The sequence below is a fragment of the Streptomyces parvus genome, assembly GCF_032121415.1.
In the GTDB taxonomy this organism is placed as follows: domain Bacteria; phylum Actinomycetota; class Actinomycetes; order Streptomycetales; family Streptomycetaceae; genus Streptomyces; species Streptomyces globisporus_A.
This window is the reverse complement of sequence record NZ_CP135079.1, coordinates 590295-612926: the sequence shown is the minus strand read 5'-3', so window position 1 is coordinate 612926 and position 22632 is coordinate 590295. Positions and strand designations below refer to the sequence as shown.

Sequence of the window (22632 nt, the reverse complement as noted above, 5' to 3'; positions counted from 1 at the left end):
AGACCGGCTTGACGCGGTTCAACCAGACTCCGAAGCCACGTCCATTTCAGGCTGGTCCGTACCTGCGGGCGGCTGCGCTTCCGTGATCTTTGGGCTGTTGGCGTGCTCTTGGGAAGCGGTTGCTTCCTCATTTGCGCCTGCCTGGGTGTACGCCTGGGCGGACTGCTCCCATGCCTCACGCACGTGAACCGTATCCGCACCGGCGGCGGCCAATGTGGTTGCCAGCTCGCCCCACGCCTCTCCCGCGCGGAACCAGTCTCTCGTCGTGGCCAGCATCGCAGCAGCCTGCTTCCCCGCTACGACAGCCTCATCAGCGCGGCCCAGGCCCCGGTACGTGGTGCCGAGGTTGTTCCAGGCGATGGCTTCGCCTTGGGTGTCGCCGGTTCGCTGGTAGAGGTCGCGCGCGGTTTCCAGAGCGTGGAGGGCGTCGTCGAAGCGGCGTAGTTCCTGGAGCGCGGTGCCGAGGTTGTTCCAGGCGGTGGCTTCGCCTTGGGTGTTGTCGGTCTGTTGGTGGAGGTGGCGGGCGGTTTGGTGGGCGTGGAGGGCGTCGTCGAAGCGGCGTAGTTCCTGGAGCGCGGTGCCGAGGTTGTTCCAGGCATCGGCTTCGCCTTGGGTGTTGTCGGTCTGTTGGTGGAGGTGGCGGGCGGTTTGGTGGGCGTGGAGGGCGTCGTCGAAGCGGCGTAGTTTCTGGAGCGCGGTGCCGAGGTTGTTCCAGGCATCGGCTTCGCCGTGGGTGTCACCGGCCTGCTGGTAGAGGTCGCGCGCGGTTTCCCGAGCGTGGAGGGCGTCCTCGAAGCGGCGCAGGTCCCCATAGGCGTTGCCGAGGTTGTCCCATGCACCGGCTTCGCCGTGGGTGTCGCCGGTCTGCTGGTAGAGGTCGCGCGCGGTTTCGAGAGCGTGGAGGGCGTCGTCGAAGCGGCGTAGTTCCTGGAGCGCGGTGCCGAGGTTGTTCCAGGCATCGGCTACGCCGTTGGTGTCGCGGGTCTGCTGGTAGAGGTCGCGCGCGGTTTCCAGAGCGTGGAGGGCGTCGTCGAAGCGGCGTAGTTCCTGGAGCGCACCGCCGAGGTTGTTCCAGGCGGTGGCTTCGCGTTTGGTGTTGCCGGCCTGCTGGTAGAGGTCGCGGGCGGTTTCGAGAGCGTGCACGGCGTCCTCGAAACGTCGGAACTCAAGGAGCGCGCCACCGAGGTTGTTCCAGACCGTGGCCTTGTTCCGGGTGTTGTTGAGCTTGGTGCAGGCGTCGAGCGCGAGAGCGTTGACTACGACGTTGTCTCGGAGGTGGCGTCGCCATTTCAGGTAGGCGCCGAGTGCGGAGCTCAACTGCAAGGCGGCTTGGGGGCTCGTGTGGGCGGTGGCCATGAGATTTTCGCGTTCGGCGTCGAACCAGTCCAGCGCCTGGTCCCGATCGGTGAACCGGGCGGAGACAGGACTGCCAGGAGGGGCGAGATGGGTGTTGGCTGCTTCGGCGTGCTGGACGTAGTGGTGGATGAGCCGGTCGTGTGCCTGGTCGTAGCGGCGGCGCGGGGCGCGGCCGCGGTCCATGGCGGCCGTGGCCTGTTCGTTGGCGTAGGCGCGCAGGAGGTCATGCATCTGCCACCTGCCACGGGCCGTCGCGGTTCGTTCGATGAGGTGGCTGGCGGCGAGCCGCGCGAGGAGCCGTTCGGTGGCCGGCCGGGGCTGGTCGGCCAGGACGGCCGCAGCGGGGGTGGAGATGTCGGGGCCGGGATTGAGAGCGAGCAAGCGGAACAGATCCCGCTCTTGCGGGGTGAGACGTTCCAGGGACTGGTCGAACGTGGTCCGCAGGCTGCGTTCACCGTCGTCCAGGCCGTCCAGGATGCCTTCCGCGCCGCCGAGGGCGTCGGCGCGTTCGGACAGCGGCTGCTCGGGGTCCTGGGCCAGCAGGGCCGCGGTGATCTGCAGGGCCAGCGGCAGATAGCCACACGCTGATGCCAGCCGCTCGGCAGCTTTCGGGTCCTCCCCGATCCGCGGGTCGTCCGGATCGTTGTTCCTCAGGGCTGCCTCGAGCAGGGTCACGGCGTCTTCCGGCTGGAGGCGGTTGACCGTCCGCATACGGCCCAGCCCGGTGAGGCGGTGCCGGGACGTGACGAGCATGCCGTGATGACCGGGCGGCATCAGCGGCTGCACCTGAGCGACCGCCGAGGCGTTGTCGGCCACCACCAGCAGTCGCTGCCCCTTTTCCTGCCGCGCATTGAGCTGGGACCGGTACAGCGCTTCCCGCCCCGCTCCCGGCGGCGGAAGGTGCTCGTGCGGCACACCGAGCGACCGCAGGAGCGCCTCGAGTGCCTCCTCGGCCTGCGCCGGCTGGCGGTCGTAACCGCGAAGGTCGACCAGCAGCACACCGGTGAACCAGCCCCGTCTCTGCGCGGCATGCCCTGCGGTGCAGGCGAGGGTGGTCTTCCCGACGCCGCCCCAGCCCGACAGCACGGCCACTGCGGGCCCTTCGCCAGAACGATCGGGATCCAGCACGCCGAGGATGTGCGCCAAGTCGTCCTCACGGCCGGTGAACCCGACGGGCGGCTGCGGCAGCGCGTCCAGCGCCGTGGGCACGGGCGCGTACTGCTGCAGGTAGGTGTTCATGGTGCCGTGCCCGAGCACGTAACTGCTCGTGAAATCCGCACTGCGAAAATCGTTCCCCGCTGCCTCAGCCGCCCGCGCCCGGCTTTGCTGAGGCTTCCCGCTCTTCTTGCCCTTGTGTTTGGCGCTGTTCTTGCCCCCCACAGCCGTGTCCTACTTGTCGTAGTTGTTCGTGACCGTCATCGTCCCGCTGCCCAGCACCTGACTATTCGTGAACGAGGCCTGACTGAAGTCGTTATGTGCGGTCTCCACCGGCTTGGCGGCCTCGGCCTGGGCTACCAGCGCCCGCAACTCGGCCACCACCAACTGCTGCTCCGCGGCAGGCAGCTCTTCCAGAAGCGTCTCCAGACGCGTCTGCCACCGCGCAACCTGCGCGATCTGCACCCGGTGCGACTCCTCACCATCGCCGGCTGCCTCAAGCACTGACCTCGTCTGGTCCAGGCGCTCCAGCTCGGCCTGCTCGCGTCCGGGCTCGCCACGGCCGAAGAGGCGGGCAAGGCCGCCCCGGATCCCGTTCCACGCGTCCGTTCCCGCCGCCTGCACCACCGCGCTACCTCCGGCAGCCGCAACAGCGATGAGCCCTTCGACCAACATGGCATTCCCCCCGCATCCAGCAGATAGGGACCTCAGCCTAGTTCGACCCCACGGCACATATGTGCGAGTCCGCAGAACCGCAGAAGGGGCCTGCTCCGCACCCGGTGCGCTCGTGCCCGCGCCGCCACACGTCGGCCCCCCCCCCGCCGACGTGGTCACCAGCGGTCCTGTCACAGGTGGCGCGTCCTGGATCGGTGAGGTGTTCCATGAGATGAATGACTGCGCGAGCCGGCCGTGGTGGGGGGCGTCTCCCGGGCGGCGCGGCGGCGCTCGCCTGCGACTCTCCTCGCATTGCCGGTCGGGTGCTGCTCTCCGGTGTTGGCCTCACCCGGCCGTGGGCCCCGTCCCCGCTAGCCGGAGCCGGTGGCGATGATCACCGTCCTGGCGTGCGGTGGACGGCACTCGCGGAGTCGGTGAGGAGCTTGAGGTCACCGGTGAGGTCGGCTTCGACGGTGTCGTCGTCGTTCAGTTCGGCGCCGAACTCTCGGCCTGGGCCCGCATGTTCTCCATGAGGTCCGGGCCGTCGACGCCCTCGGGGAAGCGGGGGAAGTTCTCGACCTCGGTCGTCGTCGTCAGGGGTCCGCCGACGAAGATGCTGCTGCCGAGGAGCAGGGGCCCGAGGTGGGCCCGGGCGGTGTACAGGGCGGCGGTGTAGCCGGCGGGGCCGGAGCTGATGATGACGACCTTGCGTATCTCGCTCACGTCGTCACCCCCTGCGTGGTGGGGGCGATGTCGGCGATCAGGCCCTCGACGAGGATCTTGATCTCGTCGCGGATCGGTCGTACGGCCTCGACGCCCTGGCCGGCCGGATCCTCCAGCTTCCAGTCCAGGTACCGCTTGCCGGGGAAGACGGGGCAGGTGTCGCCGCAGCCCATGGTGATGCAGACGTCCGACTCGCGGACCGCGTCGACGGTCAGGATCTTCGGCGTCTCCTCGGAGATGTCGATGCCGACCTCAGCCATGGCCTCGACGGCGGCCGGATTGACCTGATCGCCCGGGTTGGAGCCGGCGGAGCGGACCTCCACCCGGTCGCCGGCCAGGTGGGTCAGCCACGCGGCGGCCATCTGGGAGCGGCCGGCGTTGTGGACGCAGACGAACAGGACGGACGGCTTGTCGGTCATGATGATCGTTCTCTCTCGTCGCATGGCGGAACCCGGCCGCCAATGACTTCAGCCCCCGCTGGTATCAGCGGGCGGTGATGTGAAAGTATCAGTCCATGCTGACTTCAGTCGATCCTGATGTGATCCGGGTGCTGGGCGATCCGCTCCGCCTTCAGATCGTGACCCTGCTGGCGCGCGAGACGCTGTGCACGACGCACCTGGTCGAGGAGACCGGAGCCAAGCAGACCAACCTGTCCAACCACATGAAAGTGCTGCGCGAGGCCGGGATCGTGGATACCGAGCCCTGCGGCCGCTTCACCTACTACAAGCTCAAGCCCGAGGTCCTGGCCGGACTCTCCGAGCAGTTCGCCGCGCTGGCCGCCTCCGCCCGCACCGCCGCCGAGAACAAGAGGGCCTGCCCGTGACCTTCACTGAGCCCACCACCGCCCCCGCTCCGGCCGGCGGCGGGGACGACTCGATCGTCAAGAAGCTCTCCACCCTCGACCGATACCTCGCGGTGTGGATCCTGCTCGCCATGGCCGTGGGCCTGGGCCTGGGCCGTCTGGTCCCGGGGATGAACGATGCGCTCGCGAAGATCGAGATCGGCGGGATCTCCCTGCCGATCGCGCTCGGCCTGCTGGTCATGATGTACCCGGTCCTGGCGAAGGTCCGCTACGACCGCCTCGACCGCGTGACCGGTGACCGCAAGCTGCTGGTCTCCTCGCTGGTCATCAACTGGATCATCGGCCCGGCGGTGATGTTCGCCCTGGCGTGGATCTTCCTGCCGGACCTGCCCGAGTACCGCACCGGTCTGATCATCGTCGGCCTGGCCCGCTGCATCGCCATGGTCATCATCTGGAACGACCTCGCCTGCGGCGACCGCGAGGCCGCCGCCGTCCTCGTCGCACTGAACTCGGTGTTCCAGGTGTTCGCGTTCGGCCTGCTGGGCTGGTTCTACCTCGACCTGTTGCCCCGGTGGATGAACCTCGGCGACGGCCAGGGCCTCGATGTGTCCGTCTGGCACATCGCGCTGAACGTCGTCATCTTCCTCGGCATCCCGCTGCTGGCCGGGTTCCTCACCCGCCGCATCGGCGAGCAGAAGATGGGCCGCGAGAATTACGAGGCCAGGTTCCTGCCGAAGATCGGCCCCTGGGCCCTGTACGGGCTGCTGTTCACCATCGTCATCCTCTTCGCCCTGCAAGGGAAGACCATCACCTCGCAGCCGTTGGACGTCGTCCGGATCGCGCTGCCGCTGCTGGTCTACTTCGCCGTCATGTTCTTCGGCACGTTCCTGCTCGGCAAGGGCCTGGGCCTGGCGTACGACCGCACCACGACGCTTTCGTTCACCGCAGCCGGCAACAACTTCGAGCTGGCCATTGCGGTCGCCATCGCCACCTTCGGCGTCACCTCCGGCCAGGCCTTGTCCGGAGTCGTCGGCCCGCTCATCGAAGTCCCGGTGCTGATCGGCCTGGTCTACGTCGCGCTCGCCTGGCGCAAGAGGTTCGCCCCCGGTGCGGTGACGACGGCCCCGTGACGCAGCACATGGATGTGGTGGTGCTCGGCGGCGGCCAGTCGGGTCTCGCCGCCGGGTACCACCTGCGTCGGCGCGGCCTCGACTCCGTCATCCTGGACGCGGAGTCGACGTCGGGCGGGTCCTGGCATGTGGGACTCGCTGCGCCTGTTCTCCCGGCCGCCTGTTCCTCGCTGCCCGGGCGGCTCATGCCCGCCCGGCGGGGCGGGACGTACCCGGAAGCCGGGCACGTGGTGGACTACCTCACCGACTGCGAGAAGCGCTACGACCTGCCGGTCCAGCATGACACCCGCGCGTGCGCCGCGACGGCGCGAGGCTCCTGGTCGAGGCCGACGCGGGCACCTGGCGAGCCCGGGCGGTCATCAGCGCCACCGGCACCTGGACACGGCCCTTCCTTCCCGCCGTCCCCGGCCGCGACATCTTCGTCGGGCGACAGCTCCACACGGTGAACTACCGCTCCCCGGCCGACTTCGCCGACCAGCACGTCATCGTGGTCGGCGGGGGAGACTGGACCGGCCCGGCGTCAGCCACACTCATCGGTGTCGGTCGCCCCGCCCGTGATGCCGCACGCGAGATCGCACAGCTGAGCTGACGGTCAGGCGATGGCCGGGCTGCGGCGCTCGAGAAGGACGACATCACGCCAGACGCCGTGATGGCGCCCGATCCGCTCCCGCGTGCCGATGACCCGGAAACCGGCCCGCTCATGCACGGCGAGGCTGGCGGTGTTCTCGGGGAAGACCCCTGACTGGATGGTCCAGATCCCGGCCTGCTCTGTCGATTTGATCAGCGCCTCGAGAAGGGTGGAAGCGACGCCGCGACCGCGGGCTGCGGGGTGGACGTAGACGGAGTGCTCGACCACCCCCGCGTACGAGCACCGGTCCGAAACCCGGCTCGCCGCGACCCACCCCAGCACCTTCCCGTTCCCGTCGACGGCGGCGAAGCGGTGCGCGGGCAGCTTCGCCGCATCGAACGCTTCCCACGCCGGGGCGGTGGTCTCGAAGGTGGCGTTCCCTTCGTCGACCCCGGCCTGGTAGATCGCCAGCACCTGCTCGGCGTTCTCCGCCGCCAGTGACACGACCATCGCACTCAGCGCCCCGCTCACCGCACCCGCCCTTCTGTTCGTCCGGTCGTCAGTCCGCGGCCGGCATGGCCAGCAACTGGCCCATCGCGGCGAGCACCGAGGGCTCGACCCGGTAGTACACCCAGGTGCCGCGCCGCTCGGAGGTGAGCAGACCGGCCTCCTTGAGCTTCTTCAGGTGGTGAGAGACGGTGGGCTGGGAGACGCCGACGTCGGAGATGTCGCACACGCACGCCTCCCCGCCCTCGTGCGAGGCGACGGCGGAGAAGAGCCGCAGCCGCACCGGGTCGCCGAGCGCCTTGAACATCCGCGCCGCGGTTTCGGCCTCGGCGGCGCTCATGGGGCGCTCTGCCAGCGGCGGGCAGCACGGCGCCACACCCTGGCCATCGGCGGGTTCGAGCAGCGGCAGCACCTTCGCATTCGACATGCGTCTATGTTGGCACACGTCGAACCAGCCTCGGGCGGGTTGGCACAGGCATACGAGGCGGGCAGCCACGCGCCGGGCGATCCGCTCCGCGTCCGGCCAACACCGCGCAGTGAGTTCGACGAGAGGCTGCGCTGCCATTCCGGCCTGACGAACGGCGGCCCGGCGCCTCGGGAGCCAGGCCCTCGCGGTGCCGGGGGCTCCCGTCGGCGTCCAGGGCGCCGCCGGAGTCGGTGAGGTAGGACAGGCCGGGGCGGTAGCCGGTGGCGAGCATGACCGCGTCGACCTCCTCCCGCTGTCCGTCCGGCCGGATGAGCTCGGTCCCGTCGGCGCCGGTGGGCAGCGGTCGCCGGTCGGGTCGTCCGGCGGTCAGGGCGGCACGGTAGCGGCCGTCGTCGAGGGCGGGCTGCGCCGGCGGGCGCGCCAGGTGAGGCTGTCGTAGTCGCGCGTCCGCGATGCGGCCGTACGGTCGGACGCCTCCAGCGCCACCGGCCGCAGCCCGCGGCACAGCAGCGCGGGGGCGGTGGCGAGTCCGGACCGGCCGGCACCGATGACGGCGACGTCGGTGTGCTCCATGAACCAACGCCTAGATTCGATGCATGTCTATGTTGACGTTCGTCAATATGGGTGTCATGCTGATCCACGCAAGCCATCGACAGATGTCGAACCACGCAAGGAGTCGCCGTGAACGCGCCCGCCACCCCCGAGCTGCCCGTCGTCGTGATCGGAGCCGGCCCCGTCGGCCTGGCCGCCGCCGCCCACCTGCTCGACCAGGGCATCGAGCCCCTGGTCCTGGAAGCCGGCCGGAAGGCCGGCGCCGCGGTGCGCGAGTGGGCGCACGTGCGGCTGTTCTCCACCTGGGGCGAGGTCGTCGACCCGGTTGCCGAGAAGCTCCTCGCTCCCACCGGGTGGACCCGTCCCGACCCGGCCACCTGGCCCTCCGGCGGCGACTGGGCCGAGCAGTACCTGCAGCCGCTCGCCGACGTCCTTGGCGACCGGGTCCGCCTCGGTGCGACGGTCACCGGCGTCTCGCGCGCCGGCCGCGACCGCATCGTCGACGCCGACCGTGAGCAGCAGCCCTTCGTCGTGCACCTCACCCACGCCGACGGCCGCGAGGAGCGCGTCTCCGCCCGCTCCGTCATCGACGCTTCCGGCACGTGGGCCACGCCCAGCCCGGCCGGCGGCAGCGGCCTGGCCGCCCTGGGCGAGCGTGCGGCGACCGGCCGGATCACCTACCGCGTCCCGGACCTGAAGGACCCCGCCATCCGCTCCCGCTACGCGGGCACGCGCACCGCCGTGATCGGATCCGGCGCCTCCGCGTTCACCGCACTCGCCTACCTGGCCGACCTCGCCAAGTCCAAGGACGGCAGGGGCACGAAGGGCGTATGGATCCTGCGGCGGGGCATCTCCGGCTCCACCTTCGGCGGCGGCGAAGCCGACCAGCTGCCCGCCCGCGGCGCCCTGGGCCTGGCGGCGAAGGCCGCCGTCAACGACGGCCACGCGGACGCCGTGACCGGCTTTCGCACCGAAGCGGTCGAGCGCGACGCCGACGGCCGCCTGGTCCTCGTCGGTGAGGACGGGCGCCGCCTGGACGCTGTCGACGAGATGATCGTGCTGACCGGCTTCCGCCCCGACCTGTCCTTCCTCGGCGAGTTGCGCCTGGGCCTTGACGAGCGCCTCCAGGCCCCGGTCGGGCTCGCGCCGCTGATCGACCCCAACCAGCACTCCTGCGGCACCGTCTACCCGCACGGCCACCGCGAACTCGCCCACCCCGAACCCGGTGTGTACCTGGTCGGGATGAAGTCCTACGGCCGCGCCCCGACGTTTCTGGCGATGACCGGCTACGAGCAGGTCCGCTCGGTAGCCGCCGCGATCGCCGGCGACCTCGCCTCCGCTGACCGCGTGGAACTCACCCTCCCCGAGACAGGAGTCTGCGGCGGCGCCGGCCTTTTCGACACCTCCGACACCAAGGAACCCGACAACGGCTGCTGCGTGCCCAACCCGCAGCTCGTCCAGCTCGGCGCCCCCGCTGCGGTCGGGGCGGCTGCCGAAGAGGCCCCGGCAGGCGGCTGCTGCAGCTCTTGACCAACCTGGGTACCCCCGAGGAACTGGTCCATCTGCTGACCGAGGAGGGCCCCGGCTCGGCCCCGCCCGAGTTCGTACGCTCCGAGCAGACCCCTCGGCCCGGCTTGTGGCGGACAAGGTCGGGGCCAGACCGCGCCCTATGGGTGCGGGGGACAGGTCCGGGTCTCCTGGAGTACGGCCCGGCCCCTGGTGCCGGTGACCGCCCTGTCCTCCGGCACCAGGGCCGGGCCGACGATTCTCCCCCGGAACGCCTCCGGATAGCCCCCGGACGTCCGGTCCGGGGCCTCAGTGCCGTCCCGGCGCCCAGCTCCCGCCCAGCTCCGGAGCGAGCCACCGCGCCGCGCCCGCCGCGAAGTCCGCTCCCGGCAGGGCACCCGCACCGGCCGGTACCGCGCCCAGCAGCGGCGCACCGGCCGCCACCGGCAGGTCCTCGATGTTGCACCGGGACGCGAGGTCCGGCTCCGCCGGCATGCTGCCGATCACCACACCCCGGCAGCCAAGCCCCCGGCTCCGCAGCGCCTCGGCCGTCAACGCGGTGGCGTTCAGCGTGCCCAGCCCCGCGGGGGCCACCACCAGCACCGGCGCGGACAGCAGCCGGGCCGCGTCCGCGAGGGTGCCGCCCTCGTCGTCGAACCGCACGAGCAGCCCGCCCGCACCCTCCACCAGCACGAGATCGTGCTCGGTGGCCAGCTTCTGAGCCGCCTCGGCGACCTCGAACGGCCGCACGGGGACAAGACCTGCCCGCCGGGCGGCCGTGGCCGGGGCCAACGGCTCCGGGAACCGGGCCAGTTCGACCGCCGTCACATGGCTTCCCGCCAGGCGGGCGACCTCGGCCGCGTCACCCGGCTCCCCGGGCGCGAGCCCGGTCTGCGCGGGTTTGAGGACCGCGACCCGGCGTCCCCGCGCGGCGGCCGCCACCGCGGCGGTCACCACGGTCTTGCCGATCTCCGTGCCCGTACCGGACACCACCAGAATCGCCGACATATCGCTTCAGCCCTCCCGTGCCACGGCGCACACGGCCCGGCAGATCCGGGCCACGTCCTCGTCGCCCGTGACGTACGGCGGCATCGTGTAGACGAGATCGCGGAACGGCCGCAGCCACACGCCCTCACGCACGGCCGCGCGGGTCGCCGCCGCCATGTCCACCTCGTGGTCGAGCTGGACGACCCCGATCGCCCCGAGGACGCGTACGTCCACCACGCCGGCGAGGTCCGCGGCGGGAGCGAGCCCGGAGCGCAGCCCCGCGCCGATCCGCGCAACCTCGCCCTCCCAGTCCTGCCCGAGCAGCAGGTCCACCGAGGCCGAGGCCACCGAGGCGGCCAGCGGGTTGCCCATGAACGTCGGCCCGTGCGCCAGTACCGGCACCTCTCCGCTGGAGATGCCCTCGGCCACCCGGGTGGTGCACAGCGTCGCCGCCATCGTGAGATAGCCGCCGGTCAACGCCTTCCCGACGCACATGACATCCGGCGAGATCCCGGCATGCCCGGCGGCGAACAGCTTGCCCGTACGCCCGAAACCGGTCGCGATCTCGTCGAGGACCAGCAGTACGTCGTGCTCGTCGCACGCCTCGCGCAGCACCCGCAGATAGGCGGGGGAGTGGAACCGCATCCCGCCGGCCCCCTGCACGACCGGCTCCACGATGACCGCCGCCAACTCCTCCGCGTGCGCGGCGATCACCTCCCGCAGATGCGTGACGTACCCGGAATCCGGCTCCGCGTCGAAACCGTCCGGCGGGGCCTCGGCGAAGACCTGCCGGGGAAGGGAGCCCGACCACAGCTCGTGCATCCCGCCCTCCGGGTCGCACACGGACATCGGCTGCCAGGTGTCCCCGTGGTAGCCCCCGCGCCAGGTCAGCAGCCGCCGCTTCTCCGGACGGCCCGCCGAACGCCAGTACTGCAGGCACATCTTGACCGCGACCTCGACCGACACCGAACCGGAGTCGGCCAGGAAGACGTGCTGGAGCGGCTCGGGGGTGATCTCCACCAGCCGGGTCGCCAGCCGGACGGCGGGCTCGTGGGTGAGCCCGCCGAACATCACATGGCTCATCCGGTCCAGCTGGCCGCGTGCTGCCTCGTTGAGGACCGGGTGGTTGTAGCCGTGCACCGCCGACCACCAGGACGACATGCCGTCCACCAACTCGCGCCGCCCCTCGACGGGTTCGGCGAGCCGGAGCCGTACCCCGGAGGCCGACTCCACGATCAGCGGCTCCTGGCGGCCCGGCATCGGACCGTACGGGTGCCAGACGTGCGCGCGGTCGAGCGCCCGCAGTTCGTCGGGGGCGTACGGCTTCGGCGCGGCGGACCGGGAGTGCGCGGCGGGCCGGGGGAGCGCGGGGGCGTACGGCTCAGGCATTGGGGGCGAGATCCGTCCCCGCGCCGCGCCGGCGCACCGCCACCAGATCCGTACGCGGCGCGCCGTTCGCCTCCGTACGCCCGGCCGGAACGTCGGCGTCCGTGCGGGCGACCGCCACCGGTTCCCGCTCCTGCGCCCCGTGGCCACCGCACGGTCCGCAGCCGCTGCCGTCCCCGTGCGAACCGCAGCCCGCGGACTCCTGCGTTCCGCACCCGGCCGGCTCCGCCGACGTACCGCAGCCGCCGGCCAGCGCGTCCGCCCGGTGGCGCGGCAGCGTCGTCGTGCCCGCGCCCTCCACCTCGAAACCGGCGTCCGCGATCATGTCCAGGTCGGCCTGACCGGCCTGGCCCTCACTCGTCAGATAGTCGCCCAGGAAGATCGAGTTGACGAGGTGCAGCGCCAGCGGCTGCATCGAGCGCAGATGCACCTCACGGCCGCCCGCGAGCCGCACCTCGACGTCCGGGCAGACGAACCGGACCATCGCCAGAATGCGCAGGCAGCGCTGCGGGGTGAGGTTCCACTCCTTGGCGAGCGGCGTGCCCTCGAACGGGATCAGGAAGTTCACCGGCACCGAGTCCGGGTCCAGGTCGCGCAGCGCGAACACCACGTCGACCAGGTCCTTGTCGCTCTCGCCCATTCCGGCGATCAGCCCGGAACACGCCGAGAGCCCGGCTGCCTGGGCCTGCTGCACGGTCTCCACCCGGTCCGCGTACGTGTGGGTGGTGGTGATCGCCCCGTACGTCTCCTCGGACGTGTTCAGGTTGTGGTTGTACGCGTCGGCGCCCGCCGAACGCAGCCGGTCGGCCTGGCCGTCGGAGAGCAGGCCGAGGCAGGCGCAGACCTCGATGCCCTCGTTCTCCTCCTTGATGGCCTCGATGGTCTTGGTGACCCGGTCCACGTCCCGGTCCGTGGGGCCGCGTCCGCTCGCCACCAGACAGACCCGCTTCGCGCCGCCCGCGACCCCGGCGGCGGCGGCCCTGGACGCCTCCTCCGGCTTCAGCCAGGTGTACTTGAGGATTCCGGCCTTCGAGCCGAGCCGCTGCGAGCAGTAGGAGCAGTCCTCGGGGCAGAGCCCGGACTTGAGGTTGACCAGATAGTTGAGCTTGACGCGTCGCCCGAACCACTGACGGCGCACCTTCCCGGCGGCGGCAACCACGTCGAGCAGCTCGTCGTCGGAGGTCGCCAGTACGGCGAGCGCTTCTTCGCGGGTCGGCAGTTCGCGCCGCAGCCCCTTGTCCACCAGCGTGTTCAGCAGGTCCATGAAAGACGATCCTGGCCTACGGCACCGCCTCCAGCCAAGGAGGAACCAGACAGGAGAGCCGGGCGGGGGTGTGTGTATTGCCACACCCTGACCTGCTGCGCACCCGGCTAGGGTCTGTGGGCTGCCTACAAAGACAGGGACCCGCCCCATGTCCTTCGCCCCGTTCGACTGGATCGACGCCGAGGCCCGCCACCGGGCTGCCGCCGGACTCGTACGCACGCTGCGTCCGCGCGACGCCGAGCCAAAGCTGCTGGACCTCGCGAGCAACGACTACCTGGGCCTCACCCGGCACCCGGAGGCCACCGCCGCCGCGGCCGACGCCGCCCGCCGCTGGGGAGCGGGGGCCACCGGCTCCCGGCTGGTCACCGGCTCCACCGCCCTGCACGCCGAACTCGAACGGGAGCTGGCCGCGTTCTGCGGTTTCGAGGCGGCGCTCGTGCTCTCCTCCGGGTACGCGGCCAACCTCGCCGCGCTCACCGCGCTGTCCGGGCGCGGCTCGCTCATCGTCTCCGACGCGGGCAACCACGCCTCGATCGTGGACGGCTGCCGGCTCTCCCGTGCCGAGACCGCCGTCGTCCCCCACGCCGACCCGGACGCGGTCGCCAAGGCCCTCGGGGCACAGGACGGCCGGGCCCTCGCGGTCACCGACTCGGTCTTCTCCGTCGACGGGGACGCCGCCCCGCTTCCGGCCCTGGCCGGGGTCTGCCGCTCCGCGAACGCCGCCCTGCTGGTCGACGACGCCCACGGCCTCGGCGTCCTGGGCGAGGGCGGACGAGGAGCGCTCGCGGGGGCCGGACTGGCGGGCGGCGAAGGGATCGTGGCCACCCTCACCCTGTCCAAGTCGCTGGGCAGCCAGGGCGGAGCGGTCCTGGGGCCCGCCCGGGTCATCGACCACCTGGTCAACACGGCCCGTACGTTCATCTTCGACACCGGGCTCGCCCCGGCGGCCGTCGGCGGCGCGCTCGGCGCCCTCGGGGTGCTGCGCCGGGAGCCCGAACGGGCCGCCCGCGCCCGGGAGGTGGCCACCGCGCTGTACACGCGGCTCACCGCCGCCGGGCTGGAGGCGGTCCGGCCCGACGCGGCCGTCGTCTCCGTCCGGGCGCCTTCGGCGGACGCGGCGGTGCGCTGGGCGGCCGACTGCCGCACGGCCGGCATGGCGGTGGGCTGCTTCCGCCCGCCGTCGGTCCCGGACGGCATCTCCCGGCTGCGGCTGACCGCGCGCGCCGACCTGACCGAGGAGCAGATCACGACCGCGGTGGCCACGATCGCCGCCACCGCTCCCCGGCAGGCGGACGTCGGCGTCAGCTGATGTGCTGTGGACCGGTTCCGCGCGGGCCGAGCCCGTCCACGAAGGCGGTCCAGGCCGCCGCCGAGAACCGCAGCGGCGGCCGGTCCACGTCCTTCGAGTCGCGTACGGCCAGGAGTGCGCCGCGAAGCCGCGCGGTCTCCACGCAGTTGTTCATCCCGGTCGACCGGCTGCTGCGCCGCCACCGCGGGGCGGACGGCGCCGTGGACGGCGGTGGCATCGATGGCGGCGGTGCGTCGGGCAGTGCGTGTCGGTCTGACATGGCGGCCCCCTCAGCTGCGTCTGAAGCTACGTCCGATCTCGGTGATGAGGTCCAGCGAGCGTTCGGGCGACAGCGCGTGCGCCTGCAAGGTGCGGAAGGCCGAGCTGTACGCCTCAAGGTCTTCTCTCCGCTCCAGATAGAGGCTACTCGTCAAGTGGTCAAGAACGACCACATCCAGATCAGAAATGTTCGGAAAGGAGAAGATAACGAAAGGGCCGGTGAGTCCGACGTATCCGCCCACCGAGAACGGCAGCAACTGCATTTCAACATGCGGCAGTTGCGACACCTGGGTCAGATGCTGCAGCTGATCCCGCATCACTTCGGGCCCGCCCACCTCGCGACGGAGCACCGCCTCGTCCAGCACCGCCGTGAACCGCAGCGGCGGGCTGGCGCGCAGCACCCGCTGGCGGGTCAGCCGGACCTCGACCAGGGAGTCGAGCCGGCCGTCCGGTACGCCGTCCAGCGAAGCGCGGGTCACGGCACGGGCGTACCCGGCGGTCTGGAGCAGCCCCGGCACCACCGAGGTCTCCAGCGTCCGGACCGTCCTGGCCTGCGACTCCAGGCTGATGAAGTCGCGGTACTGCGGCGGGATCAGCCCCCGGTAGGCGTGCCACCAGCCGGAACCGCCGCCGCCCGCCTGCCCCGCGAGGACTTCGAGCAGGGAGCGCAACTGGGGGTCGCGCACGGCGTAGACGTCCAGCAGCCGGGCCACGTCGCCCGGGGCCACCCCGCTGGCGCCGGTCTCGATGCGGCTCACCTTCGACTGGTGCCAGCCGAGCAGCCGCGCCGCCTCCCGGCTGGTCATTCCGGAGGCGTGGCGCAGGCTCCGCAGCTCCTCACCGAGCTTGCGCCGCCGGACGACGGGGCCGTGCAGCATGCCGGTCTCCTTCCGCTGTCGGCAGGGGCCGGGCCGTCGCCGGGGACCGGCCCGCAGAGGGGCCAGTGTGCCGTCCGTCCGCGCTGTACGGGTCCCGAATTCACCGCTTCGAGCGACAGATATATGCATATCTTGGCCGAACCTCGTTACAGGGAGCTGCATCAATGGCAATCTGGCGCGAAGCACAATCCCGGCCGACCGCCGCGCGGCCCGGGGCGGGAAAGGGGCGGTATCGCCATGGCGGACCATCAGGAAGCAACCGTCACTCTGCCGAGCGATCCGGTCTCGGTCTCCTCGGCCCGCAGACATGTCGCCAGGACCCTGGCCGAATGGGGCCTGTCCGACGACAGCGAGTTCGCCGACACCATCCGGCTGATCGTCTCGGAGCTGGCCACCAACGCCGTGCAGCACACGTTCGGCCAGTCGCCCACCTTCACCGTGGACCTGCGCCTCGAACGCGACGAGGAGCTGTATCTCGGCGTCACGGACAGTCACCCCCGGTGGCCCCAGCGGTTGCCCGCCGCCGTACGGCAGGACAACGGCCGGGGCATGGTCATCATCCGGATGCTGGCCAAGGAGCGCGGTGGCCGGCTCCAGGTCACGCCGACCGCCGAGGGCGGCAAGACGGTCTGGATCGCGCTCCCGTGGGTCGCCGCGGTCCAGAGCTGACTCTGTCGGGGCCGGGACCCCGACGGGCCGACCGTCCGGGCCGGGACCCGGCGGGCTGCCCGGTCGGCGCGGGCTCCGGCGGGGTGATCCGCCCGGCCGGAGCGGCCCCCCGGAGTGCCGGCCGCAGAGGATCAGCCCGCCGGGGTCCGGTTCGGCCCCGGAGCCGTGCCCCCGCGGCCGAAGCCGCTGCGCAGCAGCGCGAGCAGCGTCGCGGCGGCCGCGCTCGACCGGTCGCCCCGGTGCACCACCGAGATGGTCCGGCGGAACGACGCGGGCTCCAGCCGCCGGACGGACAGCGGGGCCGGCGCCATCGAGGCGACCATCTCCGGCACCACCGCCACGCCGAGCCCCGCACTGACCAGCGCGCACACCAGCGCGTACCCGGGCGATTCGCAGACCACCGCAGGCGTCGCCCCCGCCTCGGCGAGCGCGTCCTCGACCCCGCGCCGGGGCGGATGGGTGGGCGCACTGCTGATCAGCGGCCGCCCCGCCAGCTCGCCGACCGGCAGCCGCCCGGTGCCCTCGGCGAGCCGGTGCCCCACCGACGTGACCAGTACCAGCTCCTCGACCAGGAGGGGGTCGACGAGCACGCCCGCCGGCGGCGGCCCGACCGCTCCCGGTTCGTAGGCGTGCGTGAGGGCCAGGTCCACCTCGCCCGCGGCCACGGCGGCGATCCCGCCGGGCGGTTCGTGGTCGGCGACGGTCAGCTCGACCTCGGGGTGGGCCCGCCGGAAGGCGCTCAGGACGGGCGGCAGCAGATGGATCCCGGCCGTCGTGAACGTCCCCACCCGCAGCCTGCCGCCCGAGAGCCCGGCCAGTTGCGCCAGCTCGTGCCGGGCCTGGTCCAGTTCGTCCAGCACCCGCCGGGCCCGGCCCGCCAGCAGCTCGCCCGCCGCCGTCAGCCGCGCCCCGCGATGGTGGCGCACCAGCAGCGCCGCCCCCGCCTCCCGCTCCAGCTTGGCCAGCTGCTGCGAGAGAGCGGGCGCGGTGTAGCCGAGGCGGCCGGCGGCCCGGGTGATCGATCCGGCTTCCGCGACGGCCACGAGCGCCGCGAGCCGTGTCGGGTCGTACATGAAAGCGTTCCTTTAGGCAGACCCAGAAGATTGCAAGTACACGCTAAAGGCTCCGCAGGTCCAAGGTGGACCTCATGGACGCACAACTGATCGCCTTCACCGGGGTCGCCGCCGGCATGGTCGCGTTGCCCGGCGCCGACTTCACCGTCGTCGTACGCAACGCCCTGGCCTCGCGCACCGCGGGCCTGGCCTCGGCGTTCGGCGTCGCCGGGGGACTGCTGGTGCACACCGCGCTCGCGGTCGCCGGACTCGCCGCGGTGCTGGTGACGATGCCCGTGCTGTTCCGCACCGTCCAGCTGCTCGGCGGCGCGTACGTCCTCTACCTCGGGCTCAGCGCGCTGTACGCGATCCGCCGCCGGCCGGCGCGGGACGGCTCGGCCACGTCTGCGGGTGCGGCTTCGGGCACGCCTTCCGGTACGCCGGAGCGGCCCGCGCCCAGGGAGCTCGGACGCGCGCTGCGCCAGGGGTTCCTGACCAACGCGCTCAACCCGAAGGCCCCGGTCCTCTTCCTCAGCCTGCTGCCGCAGTTCGTGCCCGAAGGCCGGCCGCCGCTGCCCAGGACCCTGCTGCTCGCGGCCGTGGTGGTGGTGCTGGCGCTGATCTGGTTCCCGGCCGTCGCCCTGCTCGTGGACCGGCTGGGCCGGTGGCTGCGCCGCCCGCGTACCGCCCGCGCCATCGAGGGCGGCAGCGGGGTGGCGCTCACCGGACTGGGACTCGCCCTGGTCACCGGCCCGCTGCTGCGCTGAGAGCGGCCCGCGGCAGGGGTGGTGCCCGCAAGGAAAGAGCGTCCGGTCGGTGGGTCAGCGGACCCGTCCGTACCAGACGCTCTTGGACCAGATTTTCGCCAGTCGCACCACGTCCCCCGATTTGGGGGAGTGCCAGATCTTCCCGGCCCCGGCGTAGATGCCCACGTGGTAGACGCTGCGCCCCGAATGGAAGAAGACGAGGTCGCCGCGTTTGCGCTGCGACTTCGCGATATGGCGGGTCTTGTTGTACTGCTGCTGTGCCGTGCGGGGAAGCTTCTTGCCGGCCTTCTTGAACGAGTAGAGCGTCAGCCCCGAACAGTCGAAGCGGCTGGGGCCCGCCGCTCCGTACTTGTAGGGAGACCCCTTCTTCGACGCGGCGACCTTCAGGGCCTTCGTCGAGTGGGCGGTGGCGGCCTCGGCATCGCTCACCAGACCGGGCGCCAGCATCGAGGACGTCACGGCCAGGGTGAGCGCCGAAGCCGTACCGACCCGGGCGAACAGAGACGGGACATGAACCTGCGCAGACATGCGCAACCCTTCGTCAGCCGCCTGTGAAGGATGACCTGTCGGGTTCGGGCTGGCGAAGTTGCCCGGCCGCGTCGCGGCTTCACCCCGAGGGCTTCCCGGTCTCCCGGTCGGCCCGTTGTGCTCGGGTCCTCCACTCCTGCCGATCCACTCCTGTCGACCAGTCATCCGGGCGGCGGCAGGACTCGGCGTCCGCCCGGACCGCCCCGCCGCGGCGGCGGGGGCTTGTCGTCCCAGGGATCTTGACGCACTCCGTGCCGGATTTCCGAGTTGAAACGGCGATTTGTGAGTCTCCTCACCACTGATCCATTCAGGTGGACAGGCCGGATTCGCGCTCGCCGACGAGCCCGGCGCACACCCTCGCACCAGGGACGAAAGGACGCATTTCGAGTGCGGGCCGCGCTCCGAACGCAAGTTGGGCCGTCGCTCGCGCGGGTGAGCGCCTACGCCGAACGAGCGAGGAGAATTGATCGCGGGATCGGGCGTGTCGTGCGGCTGGCAGGCCGGTCCGCTCCCGTAATGCGCTCCGGTGCGCGGGGCGGGTCAGTTCACCGGCGGAGGCATCGCGACCCGCCCCGCCCGGCGCTCCCCGTCCAGGACGCGCAGGGCCCGCGCCAGGGTGGCGGCGTGGAGCCGCGACTCGCCTCGCTCGTGCATCAGGGCCAGGGCGTCGCGCAGGGCCGCCGCCCCGGAGGCCAGGGCCTGGGCGGCCCGCAGCGCGCTGTAGGTGTCGCCGCCGTGCGCCGGGTTGATCCGGCCGATCTGGTCGAGCACGGCCAGATAGCAGTCGACGAACTCGCCCTCGGCGCGGGTCAGGGCGGGCAGGGGCGGGAACTCGGGTGGCTCCATCGGCGTTTCCCCTCGCGTCGTCGGCGCCGGTCGTACGGCGGCCGGGTCGGTCAGCGGTTCTCCACGACGTGGTCGACCAGCCCGTAGGCGAGGGCGGCCTTCGCGTCGAGGATGGTGTCGCGCTCGATGTCGGCGGTGATCTGCTCCGCGGTCCGGCCCGTGTGCCGGACCGGCATGGCCGCGAACATCTCGCGGGTGCGCACCAGTTCGCGCGCGTGGATCTCCAGGTCGGACGGCTGGCCCCGCATCGGCTCCTCCACGGCGGGCTGCTGGATGACTACCCGCGCGCCGGGCAGTGCATGTCGCCGCCCCTTCGCCCCGGCCGCGAGCAGGGCCGCCGCGTAGGAGCCCGCCTGCCCCAGGCAGAAGGTCTCCACGTCGCAGGTGAGGTAGCGCATCGTGTCGTAGACCGCCGCCATCGCCTGGAACGAACCACCGGGGGAGTTGATGTACAGCGACAGGGGCCGGTCCGGATCGGCGTGCTCCAGATACATGAGCTGGGCGACGAGGTCGCTCGCCGCGGTGTCGTCGATCGGGCTTCCGAGGAAGACGATCCGCTCGGACAGCAGCTTGGAGTACGGGTCCTGCGTCCGGGTTCCTGTGGCGGTGCGCTCGGTGAACTCGGGAAGGACGTAGCGGGCGGCGGGGCGGATCATGGCGTGCCTCTCTCCTGGAGCTGACCCTCCGTCTGGGCGTCCAGCCATCCGTAAAAAATGTACAGGACGTACAGAAGGTTATGATGGTGACTATGGCCTACGAGATTCCGGTGACGCAAGCACGGGCGGAGCTCGCCGAACTGATCAACCGCGTCGTCTACGGCGGTGAGCGCGTCGTGGTGACACGGCACGGCAAGCCCCTCATCGCGCTGGTATCCGCCGCTGACCTGCAACGACTCGAAGCGGAGGAGGCTGCCGCCGAGGAGCAGGTGATCAGCTCGGTCTCCTCGATCAACTCCGCGCCCTCCGCTCAGGGCGAACGGCGCAGGTTCGGTATCGCCGCCGAGCACCGCCCCCGCGACGGCAACGGCGACGGCCGGGACGCCTGACGCTCCGACCGGACGGAGCCCGCGCCCGGACCGCGACAGCACAGAGCCGGGTGCCCCTCCTCGATGAGGGGCACCCGGCTCTGTGCTGTCCGGACCCGGTGCTCAGCCGGTCAGGGCCGGCTCCCGGGCCGGCTCGGCGGGCTTCGGCGTCCGCCGGGCGAGAAGTACCGCCGCCAGTCCGAGGGCGGACCACAGCGAGAGCGTCAGGAGGGGCCCGACCGCCGCGCTCCCGTCGAAGAAGGCGACCGAGCGGAGCAGGGAACCGCCCGCGCCCGGCGGGAGCCACTGGCCGATCGCCCCGACGGGCTCGGGCAGCATCTGCGGTGCGCTGGTGACACCGGAGAAGGAATTGCCCAGCAGGACCATCAGAAGGGCGCCGAGCCCGATGCCGCGCGAACCGAACAGGGCGGCGAGCCCCGCCACCCCCGAACCGATGGCCAGCACGGTGAGCGCGAGCACTCCCGCCTCCGTCCACCAGTCGCCCGAGATCACGCCGAGCCAGCTGTGCGCCACGGCCGTGGCGGCGAGCCCCACCAGCGTGGACGCCGCCAGCAGGGTCGACACGCCGCGCGCCCCGCGCAGCCCCATGAAGGTGACGACGGCTCCGGCCGCCATTCCCGCCAGGGCCAGGGGCAGGACGCTCGCGCCGAGCGCGCTGCCGCGCGGGTCCCCGGGCGGTGCGGCGACCACATCGGTGACCTGGACCCGCGTGCCCGCCGGGGCGGACGCGGTCACGGCCTCGCGCAGCAGCTGGGAGACGACGGGGCTCGCCGCCGACGCGGTGAGCAGGTGCGGCCCCTGCGCGGTGGCGATGACGGCTCCGTATACGACCCGGTCCTCGATCGCGGCGCGGGCGGCGCCCTCGTCGGCGTAACGGTGCACCTCGAAGGCGCCGTCGCGCTGCTCGAACCGCTGCTCCAGCTGCTGGGCGGCCGGTGCCGCGCCCGCCACGCCGACCGGCAGGTGGCGCGGCGCGATCCGGGCGGCGGGCCAGGCGAAGGCCCAGAGGGCGAGGGTCACCACCAGGGGGATCAGCAGGATCACCGCTACCGCGCGGCGGTTGGGTGCGGTGGACATGGGCGGCCTCGATTCGTGCGACGGGCGGGAACTCAAAAAGAATGATCGTTCGTTTTCCGGTGCTCCCACTGTCGGCACCCCTCGTTCGATTGTCAAGAAGGAACGTTCGTTTTAGATTGAGGCCATGGCCCGCGTATCCCAGGAACACCTCGACGCCCGACGCCGTCAGATCCTCGACGGCGCGGCACGCTGCTTCGCCCGCAACGGATTCCACGCCACGTCCATGCAGGACGTCCTGAAGGAGGTGGGGCTCTCCGCCGGAGCGGTCTACCGCTACTTCTCCGGCAAGGAGGACATCATCGCGGCCATCACCGAGGAGACCTTCGCCGTCATCCGCGGCGCCTTCGAGGACGCCGCCCGCATGATGCCGCCGCCCACCCCGGACGCGCTGCTCGGCCGGGTGCTCGCAGGGGTGCTCTCTGGGCAGGTGCACGGGCTGGAGCGCCGCACCTTCGCCGCGCTCGTGGTCCAGCTCTGGTCCGAGACGCTGCGCGACGGACGGCTCGCCGCGCTTCTCGACGAGGGGTACGCCACCATGCGCGTCGCCTGGGCGAAGCTCGTCGACGCCTACCGTTCCGCCGGGGTCCTGGAGGGCGATGTGTCCGGCGACGACGTGGCGCGCACCATGATCGCGGCGGCGCAGGGCTTCCTCGTCCAGGAGGCGCTCTTCGGGGACGTACGCCCCGAGGTGGTGGAGAACGGGTTGCGCGGTCTGATGTCCATCACCCCGCAAAAGATCAGTTAACGCAATGGAAAAACTTCCGCCCTAACGTGCAATGCCTGGCCGCGAGGCCGTCGTTCGCGTTCAACGAGTTGTTGAACGGGGATAGGGTCCCGCTGCGTCCGGAGCCAGGAGCCGGGCGGAAGACGATGAGGTGGAAGCGTGCAACTGACCCCGCACGAGCAGGAGCGCCTGCTCATCCATGTGGCCGCGGACGTGGCAGAGAAGCGCCGTGCACGCGGGCTGCGGCTCAATCACCCCGAGGCCGTCGCCCTGATCACCGCCCATCTGCTGGAGGGCGCCCGGGACGGCCGCACCGTCGCCGAACTCATGGCATCGGGGCGCACGTTGCTCACCCGGGGCGAGGTCATGGAAGGCATCCCCGAGATGCTCCACGACGTCCAGGTCGAGGCCACCTTCCCCGACGGCACGAAGCTCGTCACCGTCCACGACCCGATCGTCTGA

Annotated in this window: 25 protein-coding genes and 2 pseudogenes; 10 read left to right on the top strand and 17 right to left on the bottom strand. The window is 71.7% G+C overall.

The window, feature by feature from the left end:
* Positions 1 to 18: 18 nt before the first annotated feature.
* From RNL97_RS03775 to RNL97_RS03760, 4 genes and pseudogenes are all read right to left on the bottom strand, one after another.
* Positions 19 to 2736 (bottom strand): ATP-binding protein, encoded by a 2718-nt coding sequence (locus tag RNL97_RS03775; RefSeq protein ID WP_313750373.1) that lies wholly within the window; start codon positions 2734 to 2736, stop codon positions 19 to 21.
* Positions 2737 to 2745: 9 nt separating this feature from the next.
* Positions 2746 to 3186 carry a hypothetical protein gene (locus RNL97_RS03770; protein WP_030588471.1) on the bottom strand — a complete coding sequence of 147 codons (441 nt, stop codon included), beginning with the start codon at positions 3184 to 3186 and terminating at the stop codon, positions 2746 to 2748.
* Between the two features lie 356 nt (positions 3187 to 3542).
* Positions 3543 to 3888, bottom strand: a pseudogene (locus RNL97_RS03765) (NAD(P)/FAD-dependent oxidoreductase); the annotation flags it as partial.
* A complete protein-coding gene (locus tag RNL97_RS03760; protein ID WP_313750372.1) occupies positions 3885 to 4307 on the bottom strand; it encodes an arsenate reductase ArsC in 423 nt (140 codons plus the stop codon). The pseudogene RNL97_RS03765 and the gene RNL97_RS03760, both read right to left, overlap by 4 nt.
* A 95-nt stretch (positions 4308 to 4402) precedes the next feature.
* Between RNL97_RS03760 and RNL97_RS03755 the strand changes: the two genes are divergently transcribed.
* The 3 genes and pseudogenes from RNL97_RS03755 to RNL97_RS03745 form a co-directional block, all read left to right on the top strand.
* On the top strand, positions 4403 to 4711 hold the full coding sequence (locus tag RNL97_RS03755) for an ArsR/SmtB family transcription factor (RefSeq protein ID WP_313750371.1): 309 nt from the start codon (positions 4403 to 4405) through the stop codon (positions 4709 to 4711).
* Positions 4708 to 5820 (top strand): ACR3 family arsenite efflux transporter, encoded by a 1113-nt coding sequence (gene arsB / locus RNL97_RS03750; RefSeq protein WP_313750370.1) that lies wholly within the window; start codon positions 4708 to 4710, stop codon positions 5818 to 5820. The genes RNL97_RS03755 and arsB overlap by 4 nt, the downstream gene beginning before the upstream one ends.
* A pseudogene (locus RNL97_RS03745) lies at positions 5817 to 6352 on the top strand (FAD-dependent oxidoreductase); the annotation flags it as partial. The gene arsB and the pseudogene RNL97_RS03745, both read left to right, overlap by 4 nt.
* Positions 6353 to 6412: 60 nt before the next feature.
* On the opposite strand, the gene RNL97_RS03740 reads toward RNL97_RS03745, so the two are convergent.
* The 3 genes from RNL97_RS03740 to RNL97_RS03730 all read right to left on the bottom strand — a co-directional run bounded on the left by RNL97_RS03740 (position 6413) and on the right by RNL97_RS03730 (position 7895).
* Positions 6413 to 6898 (bottom strand): GNAT family N-acetyltransferase, encoded by a 486-nt coding sequence (locus RNL97_RS03740; RefSeq protein WP_313751603.1) that lies wholly within the window; start codon positions 6896 to 6898, stop codon positions 6413 to 6415.
* A gap of 49 nt (positions 6899 to 6947) precedes the next feature.
* The gene (locus RNL97_RS03735) at positions 6948 to 7322 is read right to left on the bottom strand and encodes an ArsR/SmtB family transcription factor (RefSeq protein WP_030588490.1); all 375 of its coding nucleotides are present in this window, start codon (positions 7320 to 7322) and stop codon (positions 6948 to 6950) included.
* Between the two features lie 366 nt (positions 7323 to 7688).
* Positions 7689 to 7895 carry a hypothetical protein gene (locus tag RNL97_RS03730; protein WP_313750369.1) on the bottom strand — a complete coding sequence of 69 codons (207 nt, stop codon included), beginning with the start codon at positions 7893 to 7895 and terminating at the stop codon, positions 7689 to 7691.
* 108 nt (positions 7896 to 8003) lie between these two features.
* On the opposite strand from RNL97_RS03730, the gene RNL97_RS03725 reads away from it, so the two are divergent.
* Positions 8004 to 9404, top strand: a complete 1401-nt coding sequence (locus RNL97_RS03725) for an NAD(P)-binding domain-containing protein (protein WP_030588494.1) — start codon at positions 8004 to 8006, stop codon at positions 9402 to 9404.
* A gap of 285 nt (positions 9405 to 9689) precedes the next feature.
* Here the strand turns inward: RNL97_RS03725 and bioD are convergent, their stop codons facing one another.
* From bioD to bioB, 3 genes are read right to left on the bottom strand one after another with little or no spacing between them, the layout of a single operon-like run.
* Positions 9690 to 10388, bottom strand: a complete 699-nt coding sequence (gene bioD / locus RNL97_RS03720) for a dethiobiotin synthase (RefSeq protein ID WP_030588497.1) — start codon at positions 10386 to 10388, stop codon at positions 9690 to 9692.
* Positions 10389 to 10394: 6 nt separating this feature from the next.
* A complete protein-coding gene (locus RNL97_RS03715; protein ID WP_030588499.1) occupies positions 10395 to 11756 on the bottom strand; it encodes an adenosylmethionine--8-amino-7-oxononanoate transaminase in 1362 nt (453 codons plus the stop codon).
* On the bottom strand, positions 11749 to 13017 hold the full coding sequence (gene bioB, locus RNL97_RS03710) for a biotin synthase BioB (protein WP_313750368.1): 1269 nt from the start codon (positions 13015 to 13017) through the stop codon (positions 11749 to 11751). Before bioB ends, RNL97_RS03715 begins: the two co-directional genes overlap by 8 nt.
* A 148-nt stretch (positions 13018 to 13165) precedes the next feature.
* On the opposite strand from bioB, the gene RNL97_RS03705 reads away from it, so the two are divergent.
* Entirely contained in the window at positions 13166 to 14326 is a 1161-nt protein-coding gene (locus RNL97_RS03705; RefSeq protein WP_243313319.1) for an 8-amino-7-oxononanoate synthase, read from the top strand.
* Here the strand turns inward: RNL97_RS03705 and RNL97_RS03700 are convergent.
* Both RNL97_RS03700 and RNL97_RS03695 read right to left on the bottom strand, forming a co-directional pair.
* Positions 14319 to 14585: a DUF397 domain-containing protein gene (locus tag RNL97_RS03700; protein WP_078652117.1), complete on the bottom strand. Its 267-nt coding sequence runs from the start codon at positions 14583 to 14585 to the stop codon at positions 14319 to 14321. The two genes, RNL97_RS03705 and RNL97_RS03700, sit on opposite strands and share 8 nt — an antisense overlap.
* 10 nt (positions 14586 to 14595) lie before the next feature.
* Positions 14596 to 15462: a helix-turn-helix domain-containing protein gene (locus RNL97_RS03695; RefSeq protein ID WP_243313318.1), complete on the bottom strand. Its 867-nt coding sequence runs from the start codon at positions 15460 to 15462 to the stop codon at positions 14596 to 14598.
* A 237-nt stretch (positions 15463 to 15699) separates the two neighbouring features.
* Here RNL97_RS03695 and RNL97_RS03690 point away from each other — a divergent pair, with 237 nt between their 5' ends.
* Positions 15700 to 16131, top strand: coding sequence for an ATP-binding protein (locus tag RNL97_RS03690; protein ID WP_030588511.1), 432 nt, complete (start codon positions 15700 to 15702; stop codon positions 16129 to 16131).
* Positions 16132 to 16262: 131 nt separating this feature from the next.
* On the opposite strand, the gene RNL97_RS03685 is transcribed toward RNL97_RS03690, so the two are convergent.
* Positions 16263 to 17204 (bottom strand): LysR family transcriptional regulator, encoded by a 942-nt coding sequence (locus RNL97_RS03685; protein WP_243313316.1) that lies wholly within the window; start codon positions 17202 to 17204, stop codon positions 16263 to 16265.
* Between the two features lie 74 nt (positions 17205 to 17278).
* Between RNL97_RS03685 and RNL97_RS03680 the strand changes: the two genes are divergently transcribed.
* Complete coding sequence (locus RNL97_RS03680) at positions 17279 to 17950, top strand: LysE family translocator (RefSeq protein WP_030588516.1); 672 nt, start codon at positions 17279 to 17281, stop codon at positions 17948 to 17950.
* Positions 17951 to 18004: 54 nt separating this feature from the next.
* Here RNL97_RS03680 and RNL97_RS03675 read toward each other — a convergent pair whose 3' ends face one another.
* The 3 genes from RNL97_RS03675 to RNL97_RS03665 form a co-directional block, all read right to left on the bottom strand.
* A complete protein-coding gene (locus RNL97_RS03675) occupies positions 18005 to 18478 on the bottom strand; it encodes a C40 family peptidase (protein WP_030588518.1) in 474 nt (157 codons plus the stop codon).
* 540 nt (positions 18479 to 19018) lie between these two features.
* Positions 19019 to 19324, bottom strand: a complete 306-nt coding sequence (locus RNL97_RS03670; RefSeq protein WP_030588521.1) for a hypothetical protein — start codon at positions 19322 to 19324, stop codon at positions 19019 to 19021.
* 50 nt (positions 19325 to 19374) lie between these two features.
* Positions 19375 to 19980, bottom strand: a complete 606-nt coding sequence (locus RNL97_RS03665) for an ATP-dependent Clp protease proteolytic subunit (protein WP_313750367.1) — start codon at positions 19978 to 19980, stop codon at positions 19375 to 19377.
* A 92-nt stretch (positions 19981 to 20072) separates the two neighbouring features.
* Here RNL97_RS03665 and RNL97_RS03660 point away from each other — a divergent pair, with 92 nt between their 5' ends.
* Positions 20073 to 20369, top strand: coding sequence for a type II toxin-antitoxin system Phd/YefM family antitoxin (locus RNL97_RS03660; protein WP_030588527.1), 297 nt, complete (start codon positions 20073 to 20075; stop codon positions 20367 to 20369).
* 102 nt (positions 20370 to 20471) lie between these two features.
* Here RNL97_RS03660 and RNL97_RS03655 read toward each other — a convergent pair whose 3' ends face one another.
* Complete coding sequence (locus tag RNL97_RS03655) at positions 20472 to 21446, bottom strand: hypothetical protein (protein ID WP_030588530.1); 975 nt, start codon at positions 21444 to 21446, stop codon at positions 20472 to 20474.
* Positions 21447 to 21570: 124 nt separating this feature from the next.
* On the opposite strand from RNL97_RS03655, the gene RNL97_RS03650 reads away from it, so the two are divergent.
* On the top strand, positions 21571 to 22191 hold the full coding sequence (locus RNL97_RS03650; protein WP_030588533.1) for a TetR/AcrR family transcriptional regulator: 621 nt from the start codon (positions 21571 to 21573) through the stop codon (positions 22189 to 22191).
* A 138-nt stretch (positions 22192 to 22329) separates the two neighbouring features.
* Positions 22330 to 22632: an urease subunit gamma gene (locus RNL97_RS03645; RefSeq protein ID WP_243313313.1), complete on the top strand. Its 303-nt coding sequence runs from the start codon at positions 22330 to 22332 to the stop codon at positions 22630 to 22632.